This is a genomic window from Propionivibrio limicola, assembly GCF_009469695.1.
Lineage (GTDB): Bacteria > Pseudomonadota > Gammaproteobacteria > Burkholderiales > Rhodocyclaceae > Propionivibrio > Propionivibrio limicola.
In genome coordinates this window covers 20,180-41,422 of record NZ_SSSR01000017.1, presented here as the reverse complement: position 1 = coordinate 41,422, position 21,243 = coordinate 20,180, and the positions used below count along the sequence as shown (strand labels likewise).

The window sequence follows — 21,243 nt, the reverse complement described above, 5'->3', positions numbered from 1 at the left end:
ATCGACACCAGTGACCACTGACCTATTCGAACAAGCTCAAGCCGAACTCTCCACGCTGCGCGACCTGATGCGCTTTGCCGTGAGCCGTTTCACCGAAGCCGAAGTTTTTTTTGGCCACGGCACCGATAACGCCTGGGATGAAGCGGCTTATCTGTTGCTGCAGACACTGCACTTGCCGCTGCATCAACTCGATCCTTACATGGATGCACGCCTGACCAGCACCGAGCGCACAGCAGCACTCAAAATCATCCGGCGCCGTATTACCGAACGTCTCCCGGCGGCCTACCTGACCCATGAAGCCTGGCTTGGCGACTTCCGCTTCTATGTCGATGAACGGGTCATCGTTCCCCGCTCGCACATCGCCGAGCTTCTGCGTGAACATCTCAGCCCGTGGGTCAATGATCCGTGGGCCGTGGGCCGAGTTCTCGATCTGTGCACCGGATCAGGTTGCTTGGCCATCCTCGCTGCAGAAGCTTTTCCGGAGGCCAGTGTTGACGCCATCGATATCTCGACAGACGCCTTGGCGGTTGCCCGGAAAAACGTCGATGACTATGAACTCGTCGATCGCGTTCGCCTGATCCAGTCCGACGCTTTTGCTGCCGTTCCGGATGAGCGCTACGACGTCATTATTTCGAATCCGCCTTACGTCAATGCCGAGTCGATGGCTCACCTGCCTGACGAATACCGGCGCGAGCCCGAACTGGCGCTGGCCAGCGGCAAAGACGGGCTTGATTTCACGCGTCTCCTGCTCAAGGAGGCGGCACGCCACCTCAATCCAGGCGGCGTTCTGGTCGTCGAAATCGGGCACAACAAGGATGAGCTGGAACTCGCCTTCCCCGACTTGCCCTTCGTCTGGCTCGACACGGCGGCGGGCGACCGTTACGTCTTCATGCTCCGCCGCGAAGATCTGCCAGAGGCGGACCTTGCCGGCAACGCCTCAAACACCGACGCGTAACGCCTCCAGCGGCGGCGTGCTGATCAGCCGCGCCGCCGCAAACCACCCCGCCGCCATCACGACAACCGCGCCGCCAGCCATGGCGGCCGGCATCAGCCAGAGATTGATCCCGACCTCGAGTTGAAATGCTTTGCTGGCCAGAGCTTGACCGATGGCGCTGGCGCCGAGCGCCGCGATCAACCCCGACAGAGCCCCTACCGCTGCGAACTCGGCCAGCAAGGCTCGCCGTAATTGCTCCCGGCGCGCCCCGAGCGCCCGCATAACAGCCAATTCATAACGGCGCTCTTCCGCGGCCGAAGCCAGCGCCGCATAGAGAACGACAATTCCAGCAGCCAAGGTAAAAAGAAAAATAAACTGAACAGCCCGCGCAACCTGATCCAGAATCGACTGCAACTGGCGAACAATGGCCGCCACGTCGATTACCGTCAGGTTTGGGAATTCGCGAATCAGGCGATTTACAAAATCCGTTCTCTCCGGAGCGAGGTAAAAACTGGTGATCCAGCTTGCCGGGTAGCGTTCGAGCACTTTGGGCGGTGTCAGCACAAAGAAATTCACACGCATCGAATCCCAGTTCAACTTACGCAAGCCAACGATGCGAACCTCGACGCTGTCTCCGGCGATGTTGAATTCAAGCCGGTCGCCAACCCGCAAGCCAAGTCGGTTGGCCAACCCCTCCTCGACGGAGGCAATCCCCTGCCCTTCGTCCACTTCACCAAACCAGCGTCCGGCAGTGACTGCATTTCCCTCTGGCAGCGCCAAGCGATACGAAAGGTTGAATTCCCTCTCCACCAAGCGCTTTGCCCGATCGTCGTCATATTGACTCGGGCTTACCTCGATGCCGTTCACGCGGATCAGGCGCCCCCGCACCATCGGAGAGAACTCCGGGTGGAGGCCGGAGGAAGCATAAAACTGCCGAACCCCCGCGAGCTGTTCGGGCTGAATGTTCACCGCGAATCGGTTTGGCGCTTCAGGGGGAAGCGCCGCCTGCCAGGCCGACAGCAAATCATTCCGCGTTACGGTCAGGAGCAACAAGGCCATAAAGCCGAGGGAAAGTGCAACAATCTGGATGACACTCGCTCCCGAACGCCGCTCGAGGCTGGCGAACCCATAACGCCAGCCAATGTGCCCATTGGCCTTGCCCGATCCGTGACGAAACAGGTTCAGCAAGCGGATCGACAGGCGCGCAACCGTGGCAAAAACCACCATCGCCAGAGAAAACCCGCCAACCACGTAGGAACCGAGGCGCAATTCGCCCGCCACCCAGAACATCAACCCGGCAAGCGCGGCCAAACCGATCGCGTAGCCGACAAAGAGTCGGAAAAACGGGAGGGTTCCGGAGACAAGTTCACGCCGCAACACACGTAACGTCGATACATTTTTCAATTGAAAGAGCGGCGGCAAGGAGAAGCCCATCAGGAGCAACAAGCCGGTCAGAACTCCCTGGAGCAGCGGCAACCAACCCGGCCCCGGCAAGGGAGTCGCCAACAAATGCGCCAGCCACGCATAAAGCGCAAAATGTGCCACGTAGCCGATTCCCGCCCCCACAACGCAGGCAACGACGCCCAGAACCACGAACTGGCCGGCATGGATGCCAAGCAACGCCCCCTGCGTGGCGCCAAGACAACGCATGATCGCGCAGGAATCGAGATGGCGTTGCATATAGCGTCGAGAGGCCAACGACACGGCAACGGCCGCCAGAACGACCGTCAGTAAAGCCGCTAAACCGAGAAAACGTTGTGCGCGCTCCAAGGCGGAGCGGATTTCAGGCCGGGCCGTTTCTGAATCTTCAACGCGCGCCCCATGCTCTAGCAATTTATAAACTATCGATCGTAATTTTTTGATTTCATTATACTCTCCAGCAACAAGCAGCCGATACGACACGCGGCTTCCGGGTTGAATCAGGGCGGTGGCCTCGATATCCGTCAAGTTCATCAACAGACGTGGGGCAACACTGAAGAAATTAACGCCGCGATCCGGTTCCAACGTCAGCACGGCCGATACCCGCAAATTCGAGCGACCGACGGACAAAACATCGCCAACCCTGGCCTCAAGCGCTGCCGCCAGGCGTTCATCGATCCACACCGCGCCAGGTAGCGGGATAGCTTTCGTAACCGCATCGGGGGCATAGAGTTGCGGAGCGATTCGCAAGTTACCGCGTAACGGATAACCTTCGGAAACGGCCTTGATCTCGGCAAGTTGCGCCCGCGCAAGGTCGCCCCCACCCGTCGTCGTTACCATGCTGGGAAATGTGCGAGTCTCCGTGTTTTCAAGACCACGCCGTTTTACTTCGTCGGAGATTGTGGTCGACCACGGATGATCGGAGGTAAGCACAAGATCGGCGCCAATCAACTGGTTGGCTTCAAGCGTCAATGCTTGACGAACGCGGTCAGTAAAGAAACCGACAGCGGTTAAGGCTGCCACCGCAATCACCAACGCGGCGGCAAGCAGATGCAATTCGCCGGACGAGCCTTCCCGACGCAACATTTTGAGGATGAATGAAAAATGGTTCATGCTGAATTGCCTTTCCCATCACCGCCCAGATCAAATTAGCGCGCCATCTCATTGCGAGGAAACCAGGAGCGACGCTTTTCGCCCCTTCCGGTTGGCCTATTCCAATTCCCGCAAGCGGTCGAAGGCTTCATCGATACGTTTTACGGAAATGACCTCCATTCCGTCGATTGGTTGCTTTGGCCTGTTGGCCTCCGGAATGATGGCCCGGGTAAAACCGAGCTTGGCCGCTTCCTTGAGTCGCTCCTGCCCGCGCGGTGCCGGACGTATCTCACCCGCCAGCCCAACCTCACCAAAAACTATAAGTTTATTTGGTAACGATTTGTTTTTAAGTGAAGAAACGATCGATAGCAACACCGATAAATCCGCCGCAGGTTCGGTGATTTTGACCCCACCGACGGCATTAACGAATACATCCTGATCGAAACACAAAATACCGGCGTGACGATGAAGAACGGCCAAAAGCATGGCGAGCCGCTGGGCATCCAGCCCCACAGTCAGGCGGCGCGGATTGCCATGCGCTTGATCGACTAACGCCTGAATTTCGACCAGCAATGGTCGCGTTCCCTCTTGAGTCACCAGCACGCAGGAACCGGGGACATTCTGGCCGTGTTGCGATAGAAACATCGCCGACGGATTGCTGACACCTTTGAGTCCTTTGTCAGTCATCGCAAAAACGCCAATTTCATTGACCGCGCCGTAACGGTTCTTGACCGCCCGGATCAACCTGAAACTCGAGTGCGTATCCCCCTCGAAATACAGTACCGTGTCGACGATATGCTCGAGCACGCGTGGCCCGGCAAGCGCCCCCTCCTTCGTCACATGCCCGACCAGGATGACCGTCACCCCGGCGAGTTTGGCCAGGCGTGTCAGTTGCGCCGCACATTCGCGTACTTGCGCCACCGACCCGGGGGCAGAACTAAGCTGCTCGGACCAAAGGGTCTGGATCGAATCGATCACCGCGACTTGCGGTTTTTCCGCCTGCAACGTCGCCAGAATCTTTTCGAGATTGATTTCGGCCAAAAGCTTGAGGTTTTGCGTATCGAGTGACAATCGCCGTGCCCGCAGCGCAATCTGTTGCCCCGATTCCTCGCCGCTCACGTAAAGGACACGACTCCCTGCAGATAACGAGGTCAGTGCCTGCAACAGCAGCGTACTCTTGCCAATCCCCGGGTCGCCGCCGATCAATACGACGCCCCCGGCAACAAGGCCGCCCCCCAAAGCGCGGTCGAATTCACCGATACCCGTCGGCAAACGGTCTTCCTCGCGCGCCTCGATTTCCGAAAGAGTCTGCAACCGAGCCGAACCGGCCAATGAAGCAAAACGCCCGGAAGCGGCAACCTCCGCAACGCTTTCCACGAGGGTATTCCATGCACCGCATCCTGGACATTGCCCCTGCCACTTCGGGGAAGCTGCTCCGCAATCAGCGCAAATAAAAACGTTTTTTGTCTTGGCCATTCTGGCTGCTTTCAGATTTCGACGACCGGCACACGCGGCGCAAGGGCGCAAAACAACTCGTAGCTGATCGTTCCGGCCGCAGCCGCCACTTCGTCTGCCGACAAGCCCTCTCCCCACAAGACGACCGGAGCACCGATATCCGCTTCCGGAAGATCCGTAAGGTCACAAGCCAACATGTCCATCGATACCCGGCCAAGAGTCTGTGTTCGCACTCCGTTGACCAAAATGGGGGTGCCCGTCGATGCATGGCGCGGGTAACCGTCAGCGTAGCCACAGGCGACAATGCCAACCCTCGTCGGTCTTGTAGCGACAAATGTGCCCCCATAACCCACGCGTTCACCAGGCTGAATTTTTTGCACCGCGAGGATGCGACTGGTTAATGTCATGACGGGAGTCAACTCCAATTGTTTCGCTGAAACGTCGGCAAACGGACTGCTGCCATAGAGCATGATGCCCGGCCGGACCCAATCGTGTGCTGTTTGCGGGAAGTTAATAATGGCCGCTGAGTTGGCCATAGAAACGGGATGATCCAGCCCGGTGCACATTTGGGCGAACTCTTTGACCTGCCAATCAATCCCTCTCTCGCCATCCGCTTCGGCGAAATGCATCATTAAGGTGACCGATCCAATCGCCGGATTCTGCGCCAGTTCGCTCCGCAGCGCAGGAATTTGCTCAGGCACGAACCCCAGGCGGTTCATCCCTGTATTGAGCTTGAGATAAATGGGCATTGGTACTGCAGGCTGGGCCTTTCGGATCATCTGCAACTGATACATCTGGTGCACACAGGCGGTGAAGCCATATGCGATGCAAGCGGCCAAATCCTCAGCATCGAAAAAGCCTTCCATGAGCAAGATGGGATGCTGAAATCCGGCCTCCCGCAAAGCGATGGCCGCTTCAATTTCCAGCAAAGCAAATCCATCGGCCACATCGCGCAAGGCATTAGCGATCCGGAACAAGCCATGTCCATAGGCGTTTGCTTTTACCACGGCCCACGCTTTCGCTCCATTCGCTCCAGACGCAGCAAATCGCTTGGCTACGAGATAGTTGTGTCGGATTGCTGACGAATTGATATGAGCTTGTATCGGGCGAGGCATGATTGCGCTTCCTCTATTGCAAGGTCTGAAAGGGGTGATGATTTTGCCCCAAGAATGACTGCCACGACTGAATTGTCGAATTCCTTATAAAAAAAACGCAAAACAAGTTGACTCTCCGTCTAATTACTGTAGAATGCGCAGCTTCTTCGGTGCCGCGAGCAGCTCGGTGGCAAAGAAGGCGCGTAGCTCAGTTGGTTAGAGCACCACCTTGACATGGTGGGGGTCGTTGGTTCGAATCCAATCGCGCCTACCAAAATTCCAAAAAAGCCAGAGCCCGTCTCTGGCTTTTTTCATTTTCGGGGTCGCAACATGACAGTCATCACTTTGCCTGATGGGTCTCAACGGGAATTCGCGCAACCGGTTAGCGTTGCGGAAGTCGCTCAAAGCATTGGCGCAGGACTTGCGCGCGCCGCGTTGGCCGGCAAGGTCGACGGCAAGCTGGTCGACGCTTCTTTTACGATCGAATCCGATGCCCAACTCAGCATCATCACCGACAAAGACCCAGAGGGCCTCGAAGTCATTCGACACTCGACCGCCCACCTTCTGGCCCATGCGGTAAAAGAACTCTTCCCCGAGGCCCAGGTCACCATTGGCCCAGTTGTGGACAACGGCTTTTACTACGATTTCGCTTTCAGGCGCCCGTTCACGCCGGAAGATCTCATCACGATCGAAAAGCGGATGTCGGAATTGGCAAAAAAGGACATTCCCGTTACCCGCGAGGTATGGAAACGCGACGACGCCACCGCCTTTTTCAAGTCGATCGGCGAGCACTATAAAGCCGAACTCATTGAGGCGATTCCGCCAGACCAGGAAGTATCACTTTACCGCGAAGGCGACTTTATTGACCTTTGCCGCGGGCCGCACGTGCCGACAACCGGCAAGCTGAAAGTATTCAAGCTGATGAAAGTTGCCGGAGCTTATTGGCGAGGCGACCACCGCAACGAACAACTGCAACGTATCTACGGGACGGCGTGGGCAAAAAAAGAGGATCAAGACGCCTACCTCACAATGCTCGAGGAAGCCGAAAAACGCGACCATCGCCGTCTTGGCCGCCAACTCGATCTGTTCCACCTGCAAGATGAAGCGCCGGGCATGATTTTCTGGCACCCCAAAGGCTGGGTTGTATGGCAGCAGGTTGAGCAATATATGCGTCGCGTCTACCAGGACAACGGCTACCTCGAGGTGAAGTGCCCGCAAATTCTCGACCGGAGCCTCTGGGAAAAGTCCGGCCACTGGGAGAACTACAAGGACAACATGTTCACCACAGAGTCGGAGAAACGCGACTTTGCCATCAAGCCAATGAACTGTCCTGGCCATATTCAAATTTTCAACAGTGGCTTGCGTAGTTACCGGGATCTTCCTCTGCGATACGGCGAATTCGGATCTTGCCACCGTAACGAGCCCTCCGGCGCCCTGCATGGAATCATGCGCGTTCGAGGGTTTACACAGGACGATGGTCACATCTTCTGTACAGAAGACCAGATTCAAACTGAAGTCACGGCCTTCAACGCCCTAGTGCGCAAAGTGTACGCCGACTTTGGCTTTGAAGACGTCTCGGTGAAATTGGCACTGCGCCCAGAAAAACGAGTCGGCACCGACGAGGTTTGGGATAAAGCAGAGCTCGCACTGCGCGAAGCCCTCCGATCATCCGGACTCGAATGGGAAGAATTGCCCGGCGAAGGCGCTTTCTACGGCCCAAAAATCGAATTTCACATCAAGGACGCCATTGGCCGTTCGTGGCAGTGCGGCACAGTCCAGGTCGACTTCTCGATGCCCGTCAGGCTTGAAGCCGAGTTTGTTGGCGAGGACAATGCGCGCCACACACCGGTGATGTTGCACCGCGCAATTCTTGGCTCTCTCGAACGCTTCATTGGCATCCTGATCGAGAACTGGTCAGGCGCCCTCCCCCTTTGGCTGGCGCCGGCGCAAGCCGTCGTTCTGAATATTTCGGAAAAGCAGAGCGAATATGCCCGGAAGGTTGCGCAAATCCTGTGCGACGCGGGAATTCGGGCTGAATGCGATTTGCGCAACGAAAAAATTACCTATAAAATACGCGAACATAGCTTGAACAAGCTGCCTTACCAAGTTGTAGTTGGCGACAAGGAAATGGCAGCAAATCTGGTTGCCGTGCGTACCCGCGGCGGTCAGGATCTCGGGCAAATGCCCCTTGAGAGCCTGATCGAACGACTTCAGAGCGAAGTCGTGGCGCGAAGTGGCACGGCTTAATTTTTGTTTTAATAAGGAGCAGTACCATCGCACTGCAAAAGTCTCAGCGCACAAATGAAGAAATCACTACTCCGGAAATCCGCCTGGTCGGTATCGAGGGAGAAGCGCTAGGAATCATGAGCATCCGCCAAGCTCTTCATCTTGCCGAAGAGGCTGGTGTTGATCTGGTTGAAATAGCCCCGCTGGCTCAGCCGCCTGTTTGCCGAATCATGGATTACGGCAAATTTAAATATCAGGAACAGAAGCGACAGCACGAGCAAAAACTCAAGCAAAAGCAGGTGCAGGTCAAAGAGGTCAAGTTGCGCCCAGGAACGGATGAAAACGATTACCAGATCAAGCTTCGGAATATGATCCGTTTTCTGCAGGAAAACGACAAAGTAAAAGTTACGCTTCGTTTTCGTGGTCGCGAGATGGCCCACCAGGAAATTGGCATGCGCCAGATAGAGCGGATCAAAATCGACCTTCAGGAATTTGCCTCTGTTGAGCAAATGCCGAAAATGGAAGGCCGACAAATGGTGATGGTTCTTGCGCCAGCAAAAAAGAAGTAATTGCAGCACCCAAAGTGACACCAGGTCAAAAAGAATTCCCGCCGGGAAACACCTGTTGCCATGTTAATAACAGGAGCATTCAATGCCCAAGATGAAGACCAAGAGCAGCGCGAAAAAGCGCTTCAAGGTCAGTGCAAATGGCCGGGTTAAGCGCGGACAAGCGTTTAAGCGCCATATCCTGACCAAGAAAACAACCAAGGCCAAGCGTCAATTGCGTGGCATGACCGGAGTGCATGACTCCGACAAGGCCATGGTTCGCGCCATGATGCCTTACGCTTAAGGAGATATAAATGCCCCGAGTTAAACGTGGTGTAACGGCGCGCGCGCGCCATAAAAAAGTCCTCGCTCAAGCCAAGGGTTACCGCGGCCGCCGGAAGAACGTATACCGCATCGCCAAACAAGCGGTGATGAAGGCAGGGCAATACGCCTATCGTGACCGCCGCCAGCGCAAACGTCAGTTCCGCGCGCTGTGGATCGCTCGTATCAACGCTGCCGCCCGCGAACTCGGCCTGAAGTACAGCACCTTCATGAACGGCCTGAAAAAGGCTCAGATTGAAGTCGACCGTAAGGTGTTGGCCGATTTGGCAGTTTTTGACAAGCCGGCGTTTGCCGCTTTGGCGACACAGGCTAAAGCTCAGCTGAGCGTCTAACTGGACGAGTGCTAAAAAAGGAGGCTCGGGCCTCCTTTTTTTTCTGTTGAAAATTGAAAAGCATGCAGAACCTTGATCAAATCGCAGAAGAAGCTGCAGCAGCATTTGCTGCAACAGACGACCCCGACACCCTCGAACAAATAAAAGCTCGGTTTATAGGGAAAAGCGGACAAATTACCGAATTGCTCAAGGGGCTGTCCAGGTTGGCGCCCGAAGAGCGCAAAACTGCAGGCGCGGCTATCAATCGCGCCAAAGAGTCTATTGAGAACGCGCTCAATGCGCGGCGCGAAGCCATTCGTCGACTTGCGCTTGATGCGCGTCTAGCCAGCGAAGCACTTGACGTCACCCTCCCTGGACGCGGCGAAATACGCGGCGGGCTTCACCCTGTAACACGCACCCTTGAACGCATCGAAGGCCTATTCAGATCGATTGGCTTTGAAGTCGCCGACGGCCCTGAAATTGAAGCTGATTTTCAGAATTTTACGGCATTGAACACACCGGAAGACCACCCCGCCCGGTCAATGCACGACACTTTCTACTTGCTTGACGAAAACGGCAAGGTTGCAGAAGACATCCTCCTGCGTACGCATACCAGCCCAATTCAAGTTCGCTATATGCAAGCGCATGTCGAGAAGTTTTCTCATCTCGAGACGATGCCGGAAATCCGGATCATCGCACCTGGCCGCGTATATCGAGTGGACTCTGACGCAACCCACTCGCCGATGTTCCATCAGGTCGAAGGGTTATGGATCGGTGAAAACGTCAGCTTTGCTGACCTTAAAGGCGTCATCGCAGATTTTCTCCGGCGCTTCTTTGAAAGCGACGACCTGCAGGTTCGTTTCCGCCCATCCTTCTTCCCTTTTACCGAACCGTCAGCCGAAATTGACGTTGCATTCATGAGCGGAGCACTGAAAGGACGTTGGCTCGAGATTGCTGGTTGCGGCATGGTCCACCCGAACGTTCTCAGGCACGTCAATATTGATCCCGAAAAGTACATCGGTTTTGCCTTCGGAATGGGGCCTGATCGACTGACGATGCTGCGCTACGGGGTCAACGACCTGCGCCTCTTCTTTGACGGTGACCTGCGCTTCCTGCGGCAGTTCGTTTGATGGCTATTGGTGATACGGATCATCCATGAAATTCTCTGAATCTTGGCTTCGCAGCTTTGTAAACCCCAACATTACCGGCGACGAACTCTCTCACCTCCTGACGATGGCAGGACTTGAGGTTGAAGAAGAAAGCACTGTCGCGCCGGCGTTTGACAACGTCGTTATTGCGCAGGTCCTTGAAGTCAATAAACACCCAGATGCGGACCGGCTAAACGTTTGTCGAGTTGATGCAGGACAAAATGAGCCGCTCCAGATTGTCTGTGGCGCCCCCAATGTCGCCGCCGGCCTGAAAGTGCCATGCGCACTTCCAGGTGCCAAACTGCCGGGGAACTTCACCATCAAGGTCGCAAAGGTGCGTGGCATCGAATCGTCCGGAATGCTTTGCTCGGCAAAGGAACTTGGTATTGCCGAAGAAGCATCGGGGCTTTTGATACTCCCCGCGGATGCGTCGATTGGTCTGGACATCCGCTCATTCCTCGACCTGAATGACCGCCTGCTCACGTTGAAATTAACCCCCAACCGGGCTGATTGCCTATCGCTCACCGGCATTGCCCGGGAAGTTTCGGCACTCACCGGCGCAGAGGCGCATCACCCCGAAGCCCAAAGCACAAAAGTCACCATCGACGCAAAGCGCGAGATAATTCTCGAAGCTCCCGAGGCCTGTCCGCTGTACTGCGGCCGGATTGTGTCGGGCGTCAATGCCAAGGCCAGCACTCCCGAGTGGATGAAACGTCGGCTTGAGCGTAGCGGCATTCGCTCAATCTCCGCGCTTGTCGATATCACAAACTATGTGATGCTTGAACTCGGCCAACCCCTCCATGCATTCGACAACGCCAAATTGGCAGGTGCAATTCACGCTCGACTCGCCGAACCTGGAGAGCAAATTCAACTGCTTAACGAGCAAACTCTCGGCCTGCAAGCTGATGTTCTTTTGATTGCCGACGACAAAAGACCATTGGCCATGGCGGGCATCATGGGTGGCGAGGACACCGGCATCAACCTTGACACAACCGAAGTATTTCTGGAATCGGCCTTCTTTGCCCCGAAGGCTATCGCAGGGCGCGCGCGGCGTTATGGATTTGGCTCCGACGCCTCGCACCGATTCGAACGTGGTGTCGACTTTGGAGGAACACGCCAGGCGCTTGAGCGAGCTACGCAACTCATAATTGAAATTTGCGGCGGCAACGCAGGTCCAATCACCGAAGCCAAAGAACAGCTTCCAGTACGCCCCCCAGTTTCTCTGCGCACGTCGCGCGTCGTAAAGGTACTAGGAGTCCCCTTCTCATCTGAACAAATCGGGGATTTTTTCGCCCGGCTGGGGCTACCCTTCGTTCGCGACGAAGGCGATTTTGTCGTAACGCCGCCGAGCTATCGCTTTGATATTGAAATCGAAGAAGATCTGATCGAGGAAATCGCCCGCCTCCATGGCTATGACAACATTCAGGCGGTCTCCCCGCGCGCAGCACTCACAATGCTTCCGCAAACCGAGGATACTCGTCCGCTGCCCCGTATTAGACAGGCTCTGGCTGACCGCGGCTTCCAGGAAGTCATTAATTACGCCTTCATTGACGCCTCTTGGGAGGACGATTTCTCCGGCAACACATCCGCCATCCGTCTCGCCAACCCGATTGCCAGCCACATGAGCGTAATGCGCTCAACACTGATCGGCGGATTAATTTCAAATGTCGTTACGAACCTTAAACGAAAGCAGACTCGCGTACGTCTCTTCGAGACCGGCCGTTGTTTTTTCAGGGACCCCGCCGGAGCGCCGGTTGAGGGTTTCCGGCAGCCATGGAAGCTGGCCGCACTTGCCTATGGGCCGGCCCTTCCGGAACAGTGGGGGGTCATAGACCGTAACGTCGACTTTTACGACATCAAGGGCGAACTCGAGTTGTTAATGGCTCCCGCCTTGATCCGCTTTGAGAAATTCAGCCACCCGGCTCTTCATCCAGGACGAAGCGCAAAAGTCACCCTTCAAGGAAAAACTGTCGGCTTCGTGGGCGAACTTCATCCGGAATGGCAACAAAAATACGACCTACCGTCTGCGCCCGTCATCTTCGAAGTTGATCTCGAAGCAGTAAAACTTGCAAAACTGCCAACTTATGTTGAGGTCTCGCGGCAACCCCCTGCTATCCGCGATTTGGCCGTTGTCGTAGATCATAAAATCGCAATCCAGAGCCTTCTGGACGCACTGAATGAAAACCGCCCCAGCCATGTTCAGGAGATCAGATTGTTTGATGTTTATGCTGGCAAAGGGATCGAAGCAGGGAAAAAAAGCCTTGCGCTTCGCATAGTTATGCAAGATACTCAAAGGACTTTGCAAGAAGCTGAAGTTGATGACACGCTAAAAAACATGGTCGTATTCTTGCAAAATACCTTCGATGCAAACCTTCGCGTCTAACAGGATAACAACATGACGCTTACAAAAGCAGAGCTTGCCGATCTATTGTTTGAGAAGGTTGGCCTCAACAAACGCGAGGCCAAGGATATGGTTGAGGCTTTTTTCGAAGAAATTCGCAACACGCTTGAGCAAGGCGATAGCGTAAAGCTTTCGGGCTTCGGTAATTTCCAGCTACGCGACAAACCACAACGCCCCGGACGTAACCCCAAGACAGGAGAAGAAATTCCCATCACGGCTCGTCGCGTTGTAACCTTTCATGCTAGCCAAAAGCTAAAGGGAGAAGTGGAACTCTACTATAATGGAACAAAACTCTAACGATTCTGCAAAAGAGCAGCCGCTCCCCCCTATTCCGGCAAAGCGCTATTTCACTATTGGCGAAGTCAGCGAACTTTGCGGGGTCAAACCGCACGTTCTGCGATACTGGGAGCAGGAGTTCTCCCAGCTTAAGCCGGTAAAACGGCGCGGCAACCGTCGCTATTATCAACACCATGAAGTATTGCTGGTCAGAAGAATACGTGAACTTCTTTACAATCAGGGGTTTACGATACACGGGGCCAGAAACCGATTGGATGAGTCTACTCGCCAGGCTAGCGGCTCGTCCCAAGAAATATCGCTCGAAACGCTGAAAAACGAGTTGCTAAAGATTGTGGAAATTCTTCAACACTAAATCAACACAAGCAATAAAAGTAGATTATAATATTGAGCTTCGTCGGGGCGTAGCGCAGCCTGGTAGCGCACTTGCATGGGGTGCAAGGGGTCGCGAGTTCGAATCCCGCCGCCCCGACCAAATTTAGTTATACAAGAACGGCCACACATCGTGTGGCCGTTCTTGTATCTGAACTTGAAAATTAATGGCAAAGAACCAGATCGACATCAGCGAAGAAGCCGGCATACGCTATCTGAATTTCAGCGAGAGATTCATACAAGGGGCGATGCGCATACAGCGGCCAAACGCTCTCGAGCTTGCCTACACACGCGAGATGATGGCGGGGTTGTTAATGCGTGACGCCCCTTGGCCTCGCGAAGCGCTGCTGGTTGGTCTCGGCGCAGGATCGCTCGCGAAGTTCATTTACCATGAGTTTCCAGAAACCAGAATCACGGTTATCGAGATTGATCCTCAGGTCGAAATCATTGCTCGCTTGCACTTTAATCTGCCTGACGACCCACATCGTCTCCGAATCATCATTGGCGATGGGGCGGATTTCATGCTCGCCGGCGGCAAGAGCTTCGATTACATACTGATAGACGGATTTGATAAAAATGGCCGTGCCGGCACGCTGGACACACTGCCTTTCTATCAGGCTTGTCGATCCAGACTGACGCATAACGGCTTGATGGCGGTCAACCTGCTTGGACGTAGCCGCGGATTCGTGGCAAGCAAGGAAAGGATCACTGATGCCTTCGACGGGCGCGCCGTTGTATTTCCCTCGTGCGACAGCGGCAACGCTATCGCTTTTGCCACGGGGGGCGACACCGTCGACGTAGCTTTTGATGAACTGGTCAACCGAGCCAGGACACTACGTGACAAAACAGGATTGAACCTGCTTCCGACGCTCCCCCGTCTCCAGACTTCCGGCCGGCTGATGATGGATTGCCTGGTTATTTAGCGCTTACTTCGCCAACGCCAATACGTGTGCCGCCATGGCTTGGATGACCGTTTCGGCCTCGCCAACTGGAGGTTCCTGTTCAAAATTGATGTGTGGATAAAGAGCACGCAATTCATCAAGTTGCTCGGGCAAGTCCTGTTTAAGGTGCCCTCCTTGAGCAATGAACATCGGTAAAACGATGATGCGCTCCGCGCCGTCGGCAATCAGGGCTTCACAACTCTCGCGTAAAGTGGGCGGCATCAGTTCGAGAAAGGCGAGTTTAAGCAGCAACCGGGGAGCTTGCGCTTCTACGGCCGCGCTGACACGTTTCAGGGTTGATGCCCACTCCGGGTCACGGGAGCCATGCGCGAATAGAATCAGCGCGGTTTTAGATGCATCAGTCATCATTAAATCCCTTCCTAACGAACAAGAATCAACAAAAATATCAGATTCACAACCAGCGATACAGCGGCGACCATGCGCCACGTTCGGGTTGGATTACGCATTGCAATCGGAGTGGCGCGCGGTCTGGTAATCCGGCGGTTGGCACCGCATTCGAGGGCATTCAGAAACTCCTCGGCCGATGAAAATCGCTGGGCAGGATCCTTCGCGACCGCCTTGAGCAGGACATTCTCAAGCCACCCCGGAATATCCGGGCGATAACGTGTGGGCGCGACCGGTTCTCCAAAGCGCGGCTTTTGAAAAGGCTCTATTTCTCCGTAAGGATATTTACGGGTTAAAAGATGGTAGAGCGCAACACCAGCCGCATAGAGATCATGAGGCACCTTGGCTTGGACGCCGGAGAGCAGTTCGGGCGCCATGTAGCTTGGCGTCCCGGGGCTGCCCGGACACTCCTGCTCTTCTGAGTGACTGACCGCAACACCCAGATCCAGAATCCGCAGGTTGCCATCCTGCCCCAGATGGATGTTGGCCGGTTTTATGTCGCGATGCGCAATACCCAAGCGGTGCAGGACGGACAAGCCTCGCATCAAACGAATTCCGTGCTGCACCACATCGGCAACCGGAAAATAAACATCGCTATCCAGCATGCGCTGCAGCGTCGACCCTTCATACCACGCCTGGAGGTAGTAGAGACAACTGCGCCGATCGGCCGGAATAATCTGGGCAAAAAATGGCGAAACGATGCGTCGCGCTCTCCACTCCTCCATGATGAGCGCCTTGATTTCATCGGCATCCTCCGCCATTTCCGGGCAAAGGGTTTTCATGACCAGGGTCTGTCCGGATTCCTGATCCGTCACTTTATAGAGCAACGTCGCACGAGAGTCGTGCACAATTTCTTCGATGCGTAAACCATCGATCACTTGCCCAGGCTTAAATCGCGGTGGAACGGGCAGACGAGCGATCCCTTCAAGCGAATCACGCAGGCTTTTGGATGGAAGTTTCTCGATCCTGGCGACAACGGCACTTGCGTTGTCCTGCCCGCCGGATGAGAGCGCCAGACCGACCAAGGCACTGGCCGCTTCCTGGGCGTCGGGATGCTCAAGCAGGCACTCACGCATTCTCCGGTCGCCAAGCGCCCCCCAAACGCCATCGGAACACAGCAAAAAGCAATCGCCCTCCTCCATTTCATCGTCAAAGAAGTCGAGCATGAAGCGTCGATCCAGACCGACGGCACGGGAAAGTACATTCTTGAGTTCCGGGTGCTCCCAGACGTGATCGGTCGTCAATTGCGTCAGCGTGCCGCCACGCAGCAAATACAGCCGAGTGTCACCCACATGAGCGCTGATAAAACGTCGCCCGCGCAAGACAAGAACGGTGAGTGTCGTCGCCATCCCGGCAAGGTCAGCCTGCCGACTGGCTTCCGTCATGATCCACCGATTCAGCGGCACCAACACCTTCTCCAGCGCTCGCTGCACGCTCCACGTATCCGGCGTCGCGTAGTAATCCGCGAGCAAGCCCCTGACGGTGTATTCAGCCGCTTCGCGCCCCCCTCGATGGCCACCGATTCCATCGGCAACGGCGGCAATCAGCCCCTTATTCTCAAGCTCTACTCCTTCGGGAGTAACGATGCCGCAGAAATCTTCATTTCGCTCGCGTGGTCCGGTTAAGGAGGAATGGCCAATGGCTACCTTGAGCGGCATCTTGGGGAACTCCAATGTCAAAAAATGGAAAACTGACCTGAATGTTTTTCTTCAAATCTTTGCGGCCGTCAGGTGGGAAGCTCCCCAAGTGGTACGCCAGCGAGTCTTGACGCCCGATAGACCGGCAAGCGCCAACAGGGCAAGAACGGAAAAGACCAACAAACCGATCCGGTAGCTTCCCGTCATTTGCCGAACATAGCCAAGCGAGTACGCGAGATAAAAGCCACCCAAGCCGCCGGCCATTCCGACCAACCCGGTCATAACGCCGATCTCTTTGCGAAAGCGTTGGGGTACAAGCTGAAAGACCGCCCCATTGCCCATTCCGAGAGCCACCATCGCGACCATAAACACCGTCAGCGCCATCCATGCGCCGGGCAACGAAAAACTCGCGATGGCCAAAAAAAGGGCGGCAACGACATACACCACGGAAAGGCTGCGAATTCCGCCGACCCGATCGGCAACGCTGCCACCAATCGGTCGTGCCATCGATCCAACCAACACGCAGGCAGCGGTATAAAGCCCGGCCATTTTTGGATCGAGGTCATATTGGGTGTTGAAATAAATGCTCAGCGAAGATGTCAGGCCGACATAACCGCCGAAGGTGACGAGGTAAAAAAACATGAACCACCACGCATCCTTGTCTTTCAGCACCTTGAGATACTCGGTCAACGACTTGGGCGGCGGACATTCTGGTGCATCCTTGGCTACGGCCAGGTAGAAAACGAAAACAACGAGCAGCGGTAGCAGTGCGAGCCCGAACACGTTTTCCCAGCCATACACGGCGGCCAGCATCGGTGTAACCAGAGCGGAAGTTGCCGTCCCCGAATGGCCCGCCGCCGCTATGCCGAGGGCGCGGCCTTGATACTCGGGAGGATACCAACGCGAAGCAAGGGGAAGTGCGACGGCAAAAGAAGCGCCCGCTACGCCAAGGAAAACGCCCAGCAACAACGTATGTCCATAGTCACGGACGCCAAACAACCACGCGACGAGAAGCGCCAACATCACAACAATCTGCCCAATGGCACCGGCCATTTTGGGTTTGAGATGGTCGACCAGCACACCCATAATCAGCCGCAAGACTGCCCCGGTTAGCACCGGCATCGCCACCATCAAACCCTTCTGCGCATGCGACAGCCCGAGCTCGCCGGAAATTTGCACGGCCAATGGGCCGAGCATGACCCAGACCATAAAGGCGAGATCGGAATACAGAAAGGCGGCATAAAGCGTCGGGCGATGTCCCGCCTTGCGAAAATTTTTATCAGAGAACATTTCAAGCCAACGATCGTTTCGCCCCGGACGAACCCCTTCGCGCAGACTAAAACAGACTAAGCAACAGTTATGCCGACTTACAGGAGCCGATTTCCGGGCTTTGTGAGGAGTAACAAGCGAAAAACGCACTGAAGAAGTGCTTCTACCTCATCCTCTGGAAAAGTGCAGACACCCAATCCCTGTCACAGGAGAGCGAATTTCATAATAAAAAGCACCGCGATGGCGGCGACCATTGGCGTTAGGTCATGCCTCCGTCCGGCCAGGATCTTGATCACCGCATAGGTAATAAAACCAAAAGCGATGCCGTGTGCTATCGAAAAAGTAAAAGGCATCGTAATTGCGGTCACGACCGCCGGCGCCGCTTCGGTAAGATCATCCCATTCAATTTCGGCCAAGCCACGAATCATCAACACCGCCACATAGCATAACGCCGGGGCTGTGGCGAACGCCGGAACACTTCCCGCGAGCGGGGCGAAAATCAGCGCCGTAAGAAACAGTAGCGCAACGACAACGGCAGTCAGCCCGGTTCGTCCTCCAACAGCGGTACCTGCCGCAGATTCGATATATGCGGTCGTCGACGAGGTCCCCATCATCGCCCCCGCGACGATGGCGGTCGAATCCGCAAGCAGCGCCTTCTTCAAACGGGGAAGCTTACCTTCGCCATCAAGCAGTCCGGCGCGGTGACACACTCCGATCAGCGTACCCGACGCATCGAACAACTCGACCATGAAAAATGTCAGTACGACCGTCATCACCCCGGCTTGGAAGGCGCCGGCAATATCCATCTGGAAGAGCGTTGGCAGAATCGATGGAGGGGGCGCAACCACGCCGCCAAAGGCCGTCAATCCAAAGACGACGGACACAACAGTCACCGAGAGAATGCCGATGATGATGGCGCCAGGAACTTTGCGCTGTTCAAGCGCAACGATCAATATAAAACCCGCGACAGCCAGCAAGGTTCCGGGATTATGCAGGTCGCCGAGCGAAACGAGCGTTGCCGCGTTCCCCGTGATGATTCCGGCGTTCTTGAGGCCAATGATGGCCAGAAAGAGACCGATCCCGGCGGAGATGGCAAATTTGAGCGAGCGGGGAATCGAGTTGACGATGGCCTCGCGCACCTTGAACAGGCTGACGAGGATGAAAAGAATTCCTGAAATGAAAACCGCCCCGAGCGCCGCCTGCCACGTAAAGCCCATTCCCTGAACAACGGAAAATGCGAAATAGGCGTTGAGTCCCATGCCCGGCGCCAAGGCGATCGGGTAGTTTGCGTACAAACCCATGATGCCGGAGCCGAGAGCTGCCGCCAGGCAGGTCGCAACAAAAACGGAATCCTTCGGCATCCCGGCTGCGGAGAGAATATCCGGATTGACGAAAATGATGTAAGCCATGGTGAGGAAGGTTGTCAGCCCCGCCATGACCTCGGTACGCACATTGGTACCGTGTTCGGAAAGTTGGAAATAACGCTCCAGCATCTTTCGCTCCGGATTTCGAATTAACGGGGAACGCCGATACAGCATCAGCGCTTCAGATTCACCCCGGAACTGACGCCTAAATAGACCTCTCGCAGAAACATGCTGAGTGAAACGATCATCGAACTCATGGCGAGAACAAACGACACCGCGACATATTTCGCCAAATCAACGGAAATCAGGGCGCCGACAAAAGCTCCCGCAACCACCACGCAAACCAGCAAGGCGGCCAACACCGCGAAAAGAATCGCCATATAGATCAGCCGACTGCGATGAATCAGCGTCTTCATTTCATCTTTCAGCTCATCCATCTGCGGAGCGCTTGAGTTCTTGATCCGCTCCTGCATCACACGCCGCCGGTCAATGATGCGCCCCAGACGCGTGTTCATCGAGTTGATCATCGTGGCAATCGCGGTCAGAAGAAAGACCGGCGCAACGGCCAGGCGGATCACATTCGATATGTCGGAAATATGCGACTGCGAATCGACGAAAAAACCAGCATCCATGCAAAACTTTCTATTTAAATTATCCCGTCGCCGGACTCTTCGGCCGGCGGTGTCAATCTGACGAGCAACACCTTATCGACCCGATTCTTGTCCATATCAACCACCTCGAAGCGGCATCCCGCTGCATCAAAGCGATCCGTTACCGAAGGAATCCGGCCCAGAACATACATCACCAGACCGCCGAGGGTATTGAAGGCATTCTCGTCTTCGCCAGGCAACTCCTCATCGATCTGCATGACACTCTTCAGGCGTTCGATGGCGACGCTACCGTCGATCAGCCACGAACCATCATCCCGTTCGACGAAATCCTGCTCTTCAGGCGTACCGAAAGACGGTAAATCACCGACAATCGAAGTCAGCACATCAGTCAGCGTTACCAGACCCTGCAATTCGCCGTACTCGTCGACAATCAACGCACATTGCTGTCGCGATTTACGGAAGTTCTCCAGCAGGTGGGTTGTAGTAACACCCTCAGGGACATAGAGCGGGGCGCGCAGGAAAGGTTCGATATCAAGCTGTTCGCCAGTCAGTGCCGGCTTGAGCAAATCCGCGGTGCGCAGAATTCCGACGATATGCTCAAGCCCGTCACGGCAAACCACGATCCGCGTGAACGGGCTATCTGACAAGCGGCGTCGAATTTCGTTCTCTGGTTCGCCAAGATCGATTGAATAGATATCGTTGCGATGCGTCATGATCGCCGCGATGCGCTGCTCGTCAAGACGGAGCACATTCGACACGATGGCCTGTTCGCTTTCGTGGAATACCCCGGCTTCGGCGCCCTGCTCCATCAGCACATTAATCTCGTCGTTGGTCACCGGCGGCTCCTCTCGCCGACGCGCACCGATCAGTCGCAGAACGAGGCTGGAAGACGACGACAACAGCCAAACCAACGGGCGCGCCAGGCGCGCCACCACGTTCATTGGCCGTGCTGCGAGCGAGGCGATCAGTTCCGGCGCGAGCAACGCCAAACGCTTGGGCACCAATTCGCCAACGACAACCGAGAAATAAGTCAGACCGACCACAACGACCGTCAGGGACAACCCATTGGCGTAGGGAGAGAGCAAGGAAAAACCGCCCAGCCATGCAGACAGCGGCGTTACCAGCGCATTTTCGCCGATCGCACCACTCAGGATTCCAACCGTTGTGATTCCCACCTGGATCGTCGACAAAAAGCCGGAAGGTTCATTGCTCAAATCCAGCGCCGCTCTCGCTCCCGGACTCCCATCCTCGGCCAGATTCTGCAATTTGGCTTTGCGGGCCGACACAATCGCCATTTCAGACATGGCGAGCAGGCCATTGAGAACAATCAGAAAAACAAGCAGGACCAAGTCCATCGAGGCTTCCTCAAAAACGAATAAGGCC

General features: G+C 55.5%; 19 protein-coding genes and 2 tRNA genes. 12 read left to right on the top strand and 9 right to left on the bottom strand.

Features of this window, described 5'->3' with window-relative positions; genetic code table 11:
- Positions 1-10: 10 nt before the first annotated feature.
- A complete protein-coding gene (gene prmB / locus GH659_RS11545) occupies positions 11-955 on the top strand; it encodes a 50S ribosomal protein L3 N(5)-glutamine methyltransferase (RefSeq protein ID WP_281349749.1) in 945 nt (314 codons plus the stop codon).
- On the opposite strand, the gene GH659_RS11540 is transcribed toward prmB, so the two are convergent.
- The 3 genes from GH659_RS11540 to alr form a co-directional block, all read right to left on the bottom strand.
- Positions 938-3,466: an ABC transporter permease gene (locus GH659_RS11540; protein ID WP_153111558.1), complete on the bottom strand. Its 2,529-nt coding sequence runs from the start codon at positions 3,464-3,466 to the stop codon at positions 938-940. The genes prmB and GH659_RS11540 overlap by 18 nt on opposite strands.
- 96 nt (positions 3,467-3,562) lie before the next feature.
- Entirely contained in the window at positions 3,563-4,921 is a 1,359-nt protein-coding gene (gene radA / locus GH659_RS11535; protein ID WP_153111557.1) for a DNA repair protein RadA, read from the bottom strand.
- A gap of 11 nt (positions 4,922-4,932) precedes the next feature.
- Positions 4,933-6,015, bottom strand: a complete 1,083-nt coding sequence (gene alr, locus GH659_RS11530; protein ID WP_153111556.1) for an alanine racemase — start codon at positions 6,013-6,015, stop codon at positions 4,933-4,935.
- A gap of 176 nt (positions 6,016-6,191) precedes the next feature.
- Here alr and GH659_RS11525 point away from each other — a divergent pair.
- From GH659_RS11525 to GH659_RS11475, 11 genes are all read left to right on the top strand, one after another.
- Positions 6,192-6,268, top strand: a tRNA-Val gene (locus tag GH659_RS11525).
- A 56-nt stretch (positions 6,269-6,324) separates the two neighbouring features.
- The gene (gene thrS, locus GH659_RS11520) at positions 6,325-8,241 is read left to right on the top strand and encodes a threonine--tRNA ligase (protein WP_153111555.1); all 1,917 of its coding nucleotides are present in this window, start codon (positions 6,325-6,327) and stop codon (positions 8,239-8,241) included.
- On the top strand, positions 8,241-8,789 hold the full coding sequence (gene infC, locus GH659_RS11515) for a translation initiation factor IF-3 (RefSeq protein WP_425499994.1): 549 nt from the start codon (positions 8,241-8,243) through the stop codon (positions 8,787-8,789). Before thrS ends, infC begins: the two co-directional genes overlap by 1 nt.
- Before the next feature lie 82 nt (positions 8,790-8,871).
- Positions 8,872-9,069, top strand: a complete 198-nt coding sequence (rpmI, locus tag GH659_RS11510; protein ID WP_153111553.1) for a 50S ribosomal protein L35 — start codon at positions 8,872-8,874, stop codon at positions 9,067-9,069.
- Between the two features lie 10 nt (positions 9,070-9,079).
- Positions 9,080-9,439, top strand: coding sequence for a 50S ribosomal protein L20 (gene rplT, locus GH659_RS11505; protein WP_153111552.1), 360 nt, complete (start codon positions 9,080-9,082; stop codon positions 9,437-9,439).
- A 62-nt stretch (positions 9,440-9,501) separates the two neighbouring features.
- Positions 9,502-10,548 (top strand): phenylalanine--tRNA ligase subunit alpha, encoded by a 1,047-nt coding sequence (gene pheS, locus GH659_RS11500; protein WP_153111551.1) that lies wholly within the window; start codon positions 9,502-9,504, stop codon positions 10,546-10,548.
- Positions 10,549-10,573: 25 nt separating this feature from the next.
- Positions 10,574-12,949, top strand: a complete 2,376-nt coding sequence (gene pheT / locus GH659_RS11495; protein ID WP_153111550.1) for a phenylalanine--tRNA ligase subunit beta — start codon at positions 10,574-10,576, stop codon at positions 12,947-12,949.
- A 12-nt stretch (positions 12,950-12,961) separates the two neighbouring features.
- Positions 12,962-13,264, top strand: coding sequence for an integration host factor subunit alpha (locus tag GH659_RS11490; protein WP_153111549.1), 303 nt, complete (start codon positions 12,962-12,964; stop codon positions 13,262-13,264).
- Positions 13,248-13,616, top strand: a complete 369-nt coding sequence (locus GH659_RS11485) for a MerR family transcriptional regulator (protein WP_153111548.1) — start codon at positions 13,248-13,250, stop codon at positions 13,614-13,616. Before GH659_RS11490 ends, GH659_RS11485 begins: the two co-directional genes overlap by 17 nt.
- Before the next feature lie 43 nt (positions 13,617-13,659).
- Positions 13,660-13,736: transfer RNA gene (locus GH659_RS11480), tRNA-Pro, on the top strand.
- 64 nt (positions 13,737-13,800) lie between these two features.
- The gene (locus GH659_RS11475; protein ID WP_153111547.1) at positions 13,801-14,556 is read left to right on the top strand and encodes a fused MFS/spermidine synthase; all 756 of its coding nucleotides are present in this window, start codon (positions 13,801-13,803) and stop codon (positions 14,554-14,556) included.
- A gap of 3 nt (positions 14,557-14,559) precedes the next feature.
- On the opposite strand, the gene GH659_RS11470 is transcribed toward GH659_RS11475, so the two are convergent.
- From GH659_RS11470 to GH659_RS11445, 6 genes are all read right to left on the bottom strand, one after another.
- Positions 14,560-14,943, bottom strand: coding sequence for a sirohydrochlorin chelatase (locus tag GH659_RS11470; protein WP_246167825.1), 384 nt, complete (start codon positions 14,941-14,943; stop codon positions 14,560-14,562).
- Positions 14,944-14,954: 11 nt separating this feature from the next.
- Complete coding sequence (locus GH659_RS11465; protein WP_153111546.1) at positions 14,955-16,637, bottom strand: bifunctional protein-serine/threonine kinase/phosphatase; 1,683 nt, start codon at positions 16,635-16,637, stop codon at positions 14,955-14,957.
- Positions 16,638-16,688: 51 nt separating this feature from the next.
- On the bottom strand, positions 16,689-17,906 hold the full coding sequence (locus GH659_RS11460) for a nitrate/nitrite transporter (RefSeq protein ID WP_153111545.1): 1,218 nt from the start codon (positions 17,904-17,906) through the stop codon (positions 16,689-16,691).
- Between the two features lie 182 nt (positions 17,907-18,088).
- The gene (locus GH659_RS11455; RefSeq protein ID WP_153111544.1) at positions 18,089-19,378 is read right to left on the bottom strand and encodes an NCS2 family permease; all 1,290 of its coding nucleotides are present in this window, start codon (positions 19,376-19,378) and stop codon (positions 18,089-18,091) included.
- Between the two features lie 44 nt (positions 19,379-19,422).
- Positions 19,423-19,827, bottom strand: coding sequence for a DUF2721 domain-containing protein (locus tag GH659_RS11450; protein ID WP_246167824.1), 405 nt, complete (start codon positions 19,825-19,827; stop codon positions 19,423-19,425).
- Between the two features lie 68 nt (positions 19,828-19,895).
- Positions 19,896-21,215 (bottom strand): hemolysin family protein, encoded by a 1,320-nt coding sequence (locus GH659_RS11445; protein ID WP_153111542.1) that lies wholly within the window; start codon positions 21,213-21,215, stop codon positions 19,896-19,898.
- Positions 21,216-21,243 lie beyond the last annotated feature (28 nt).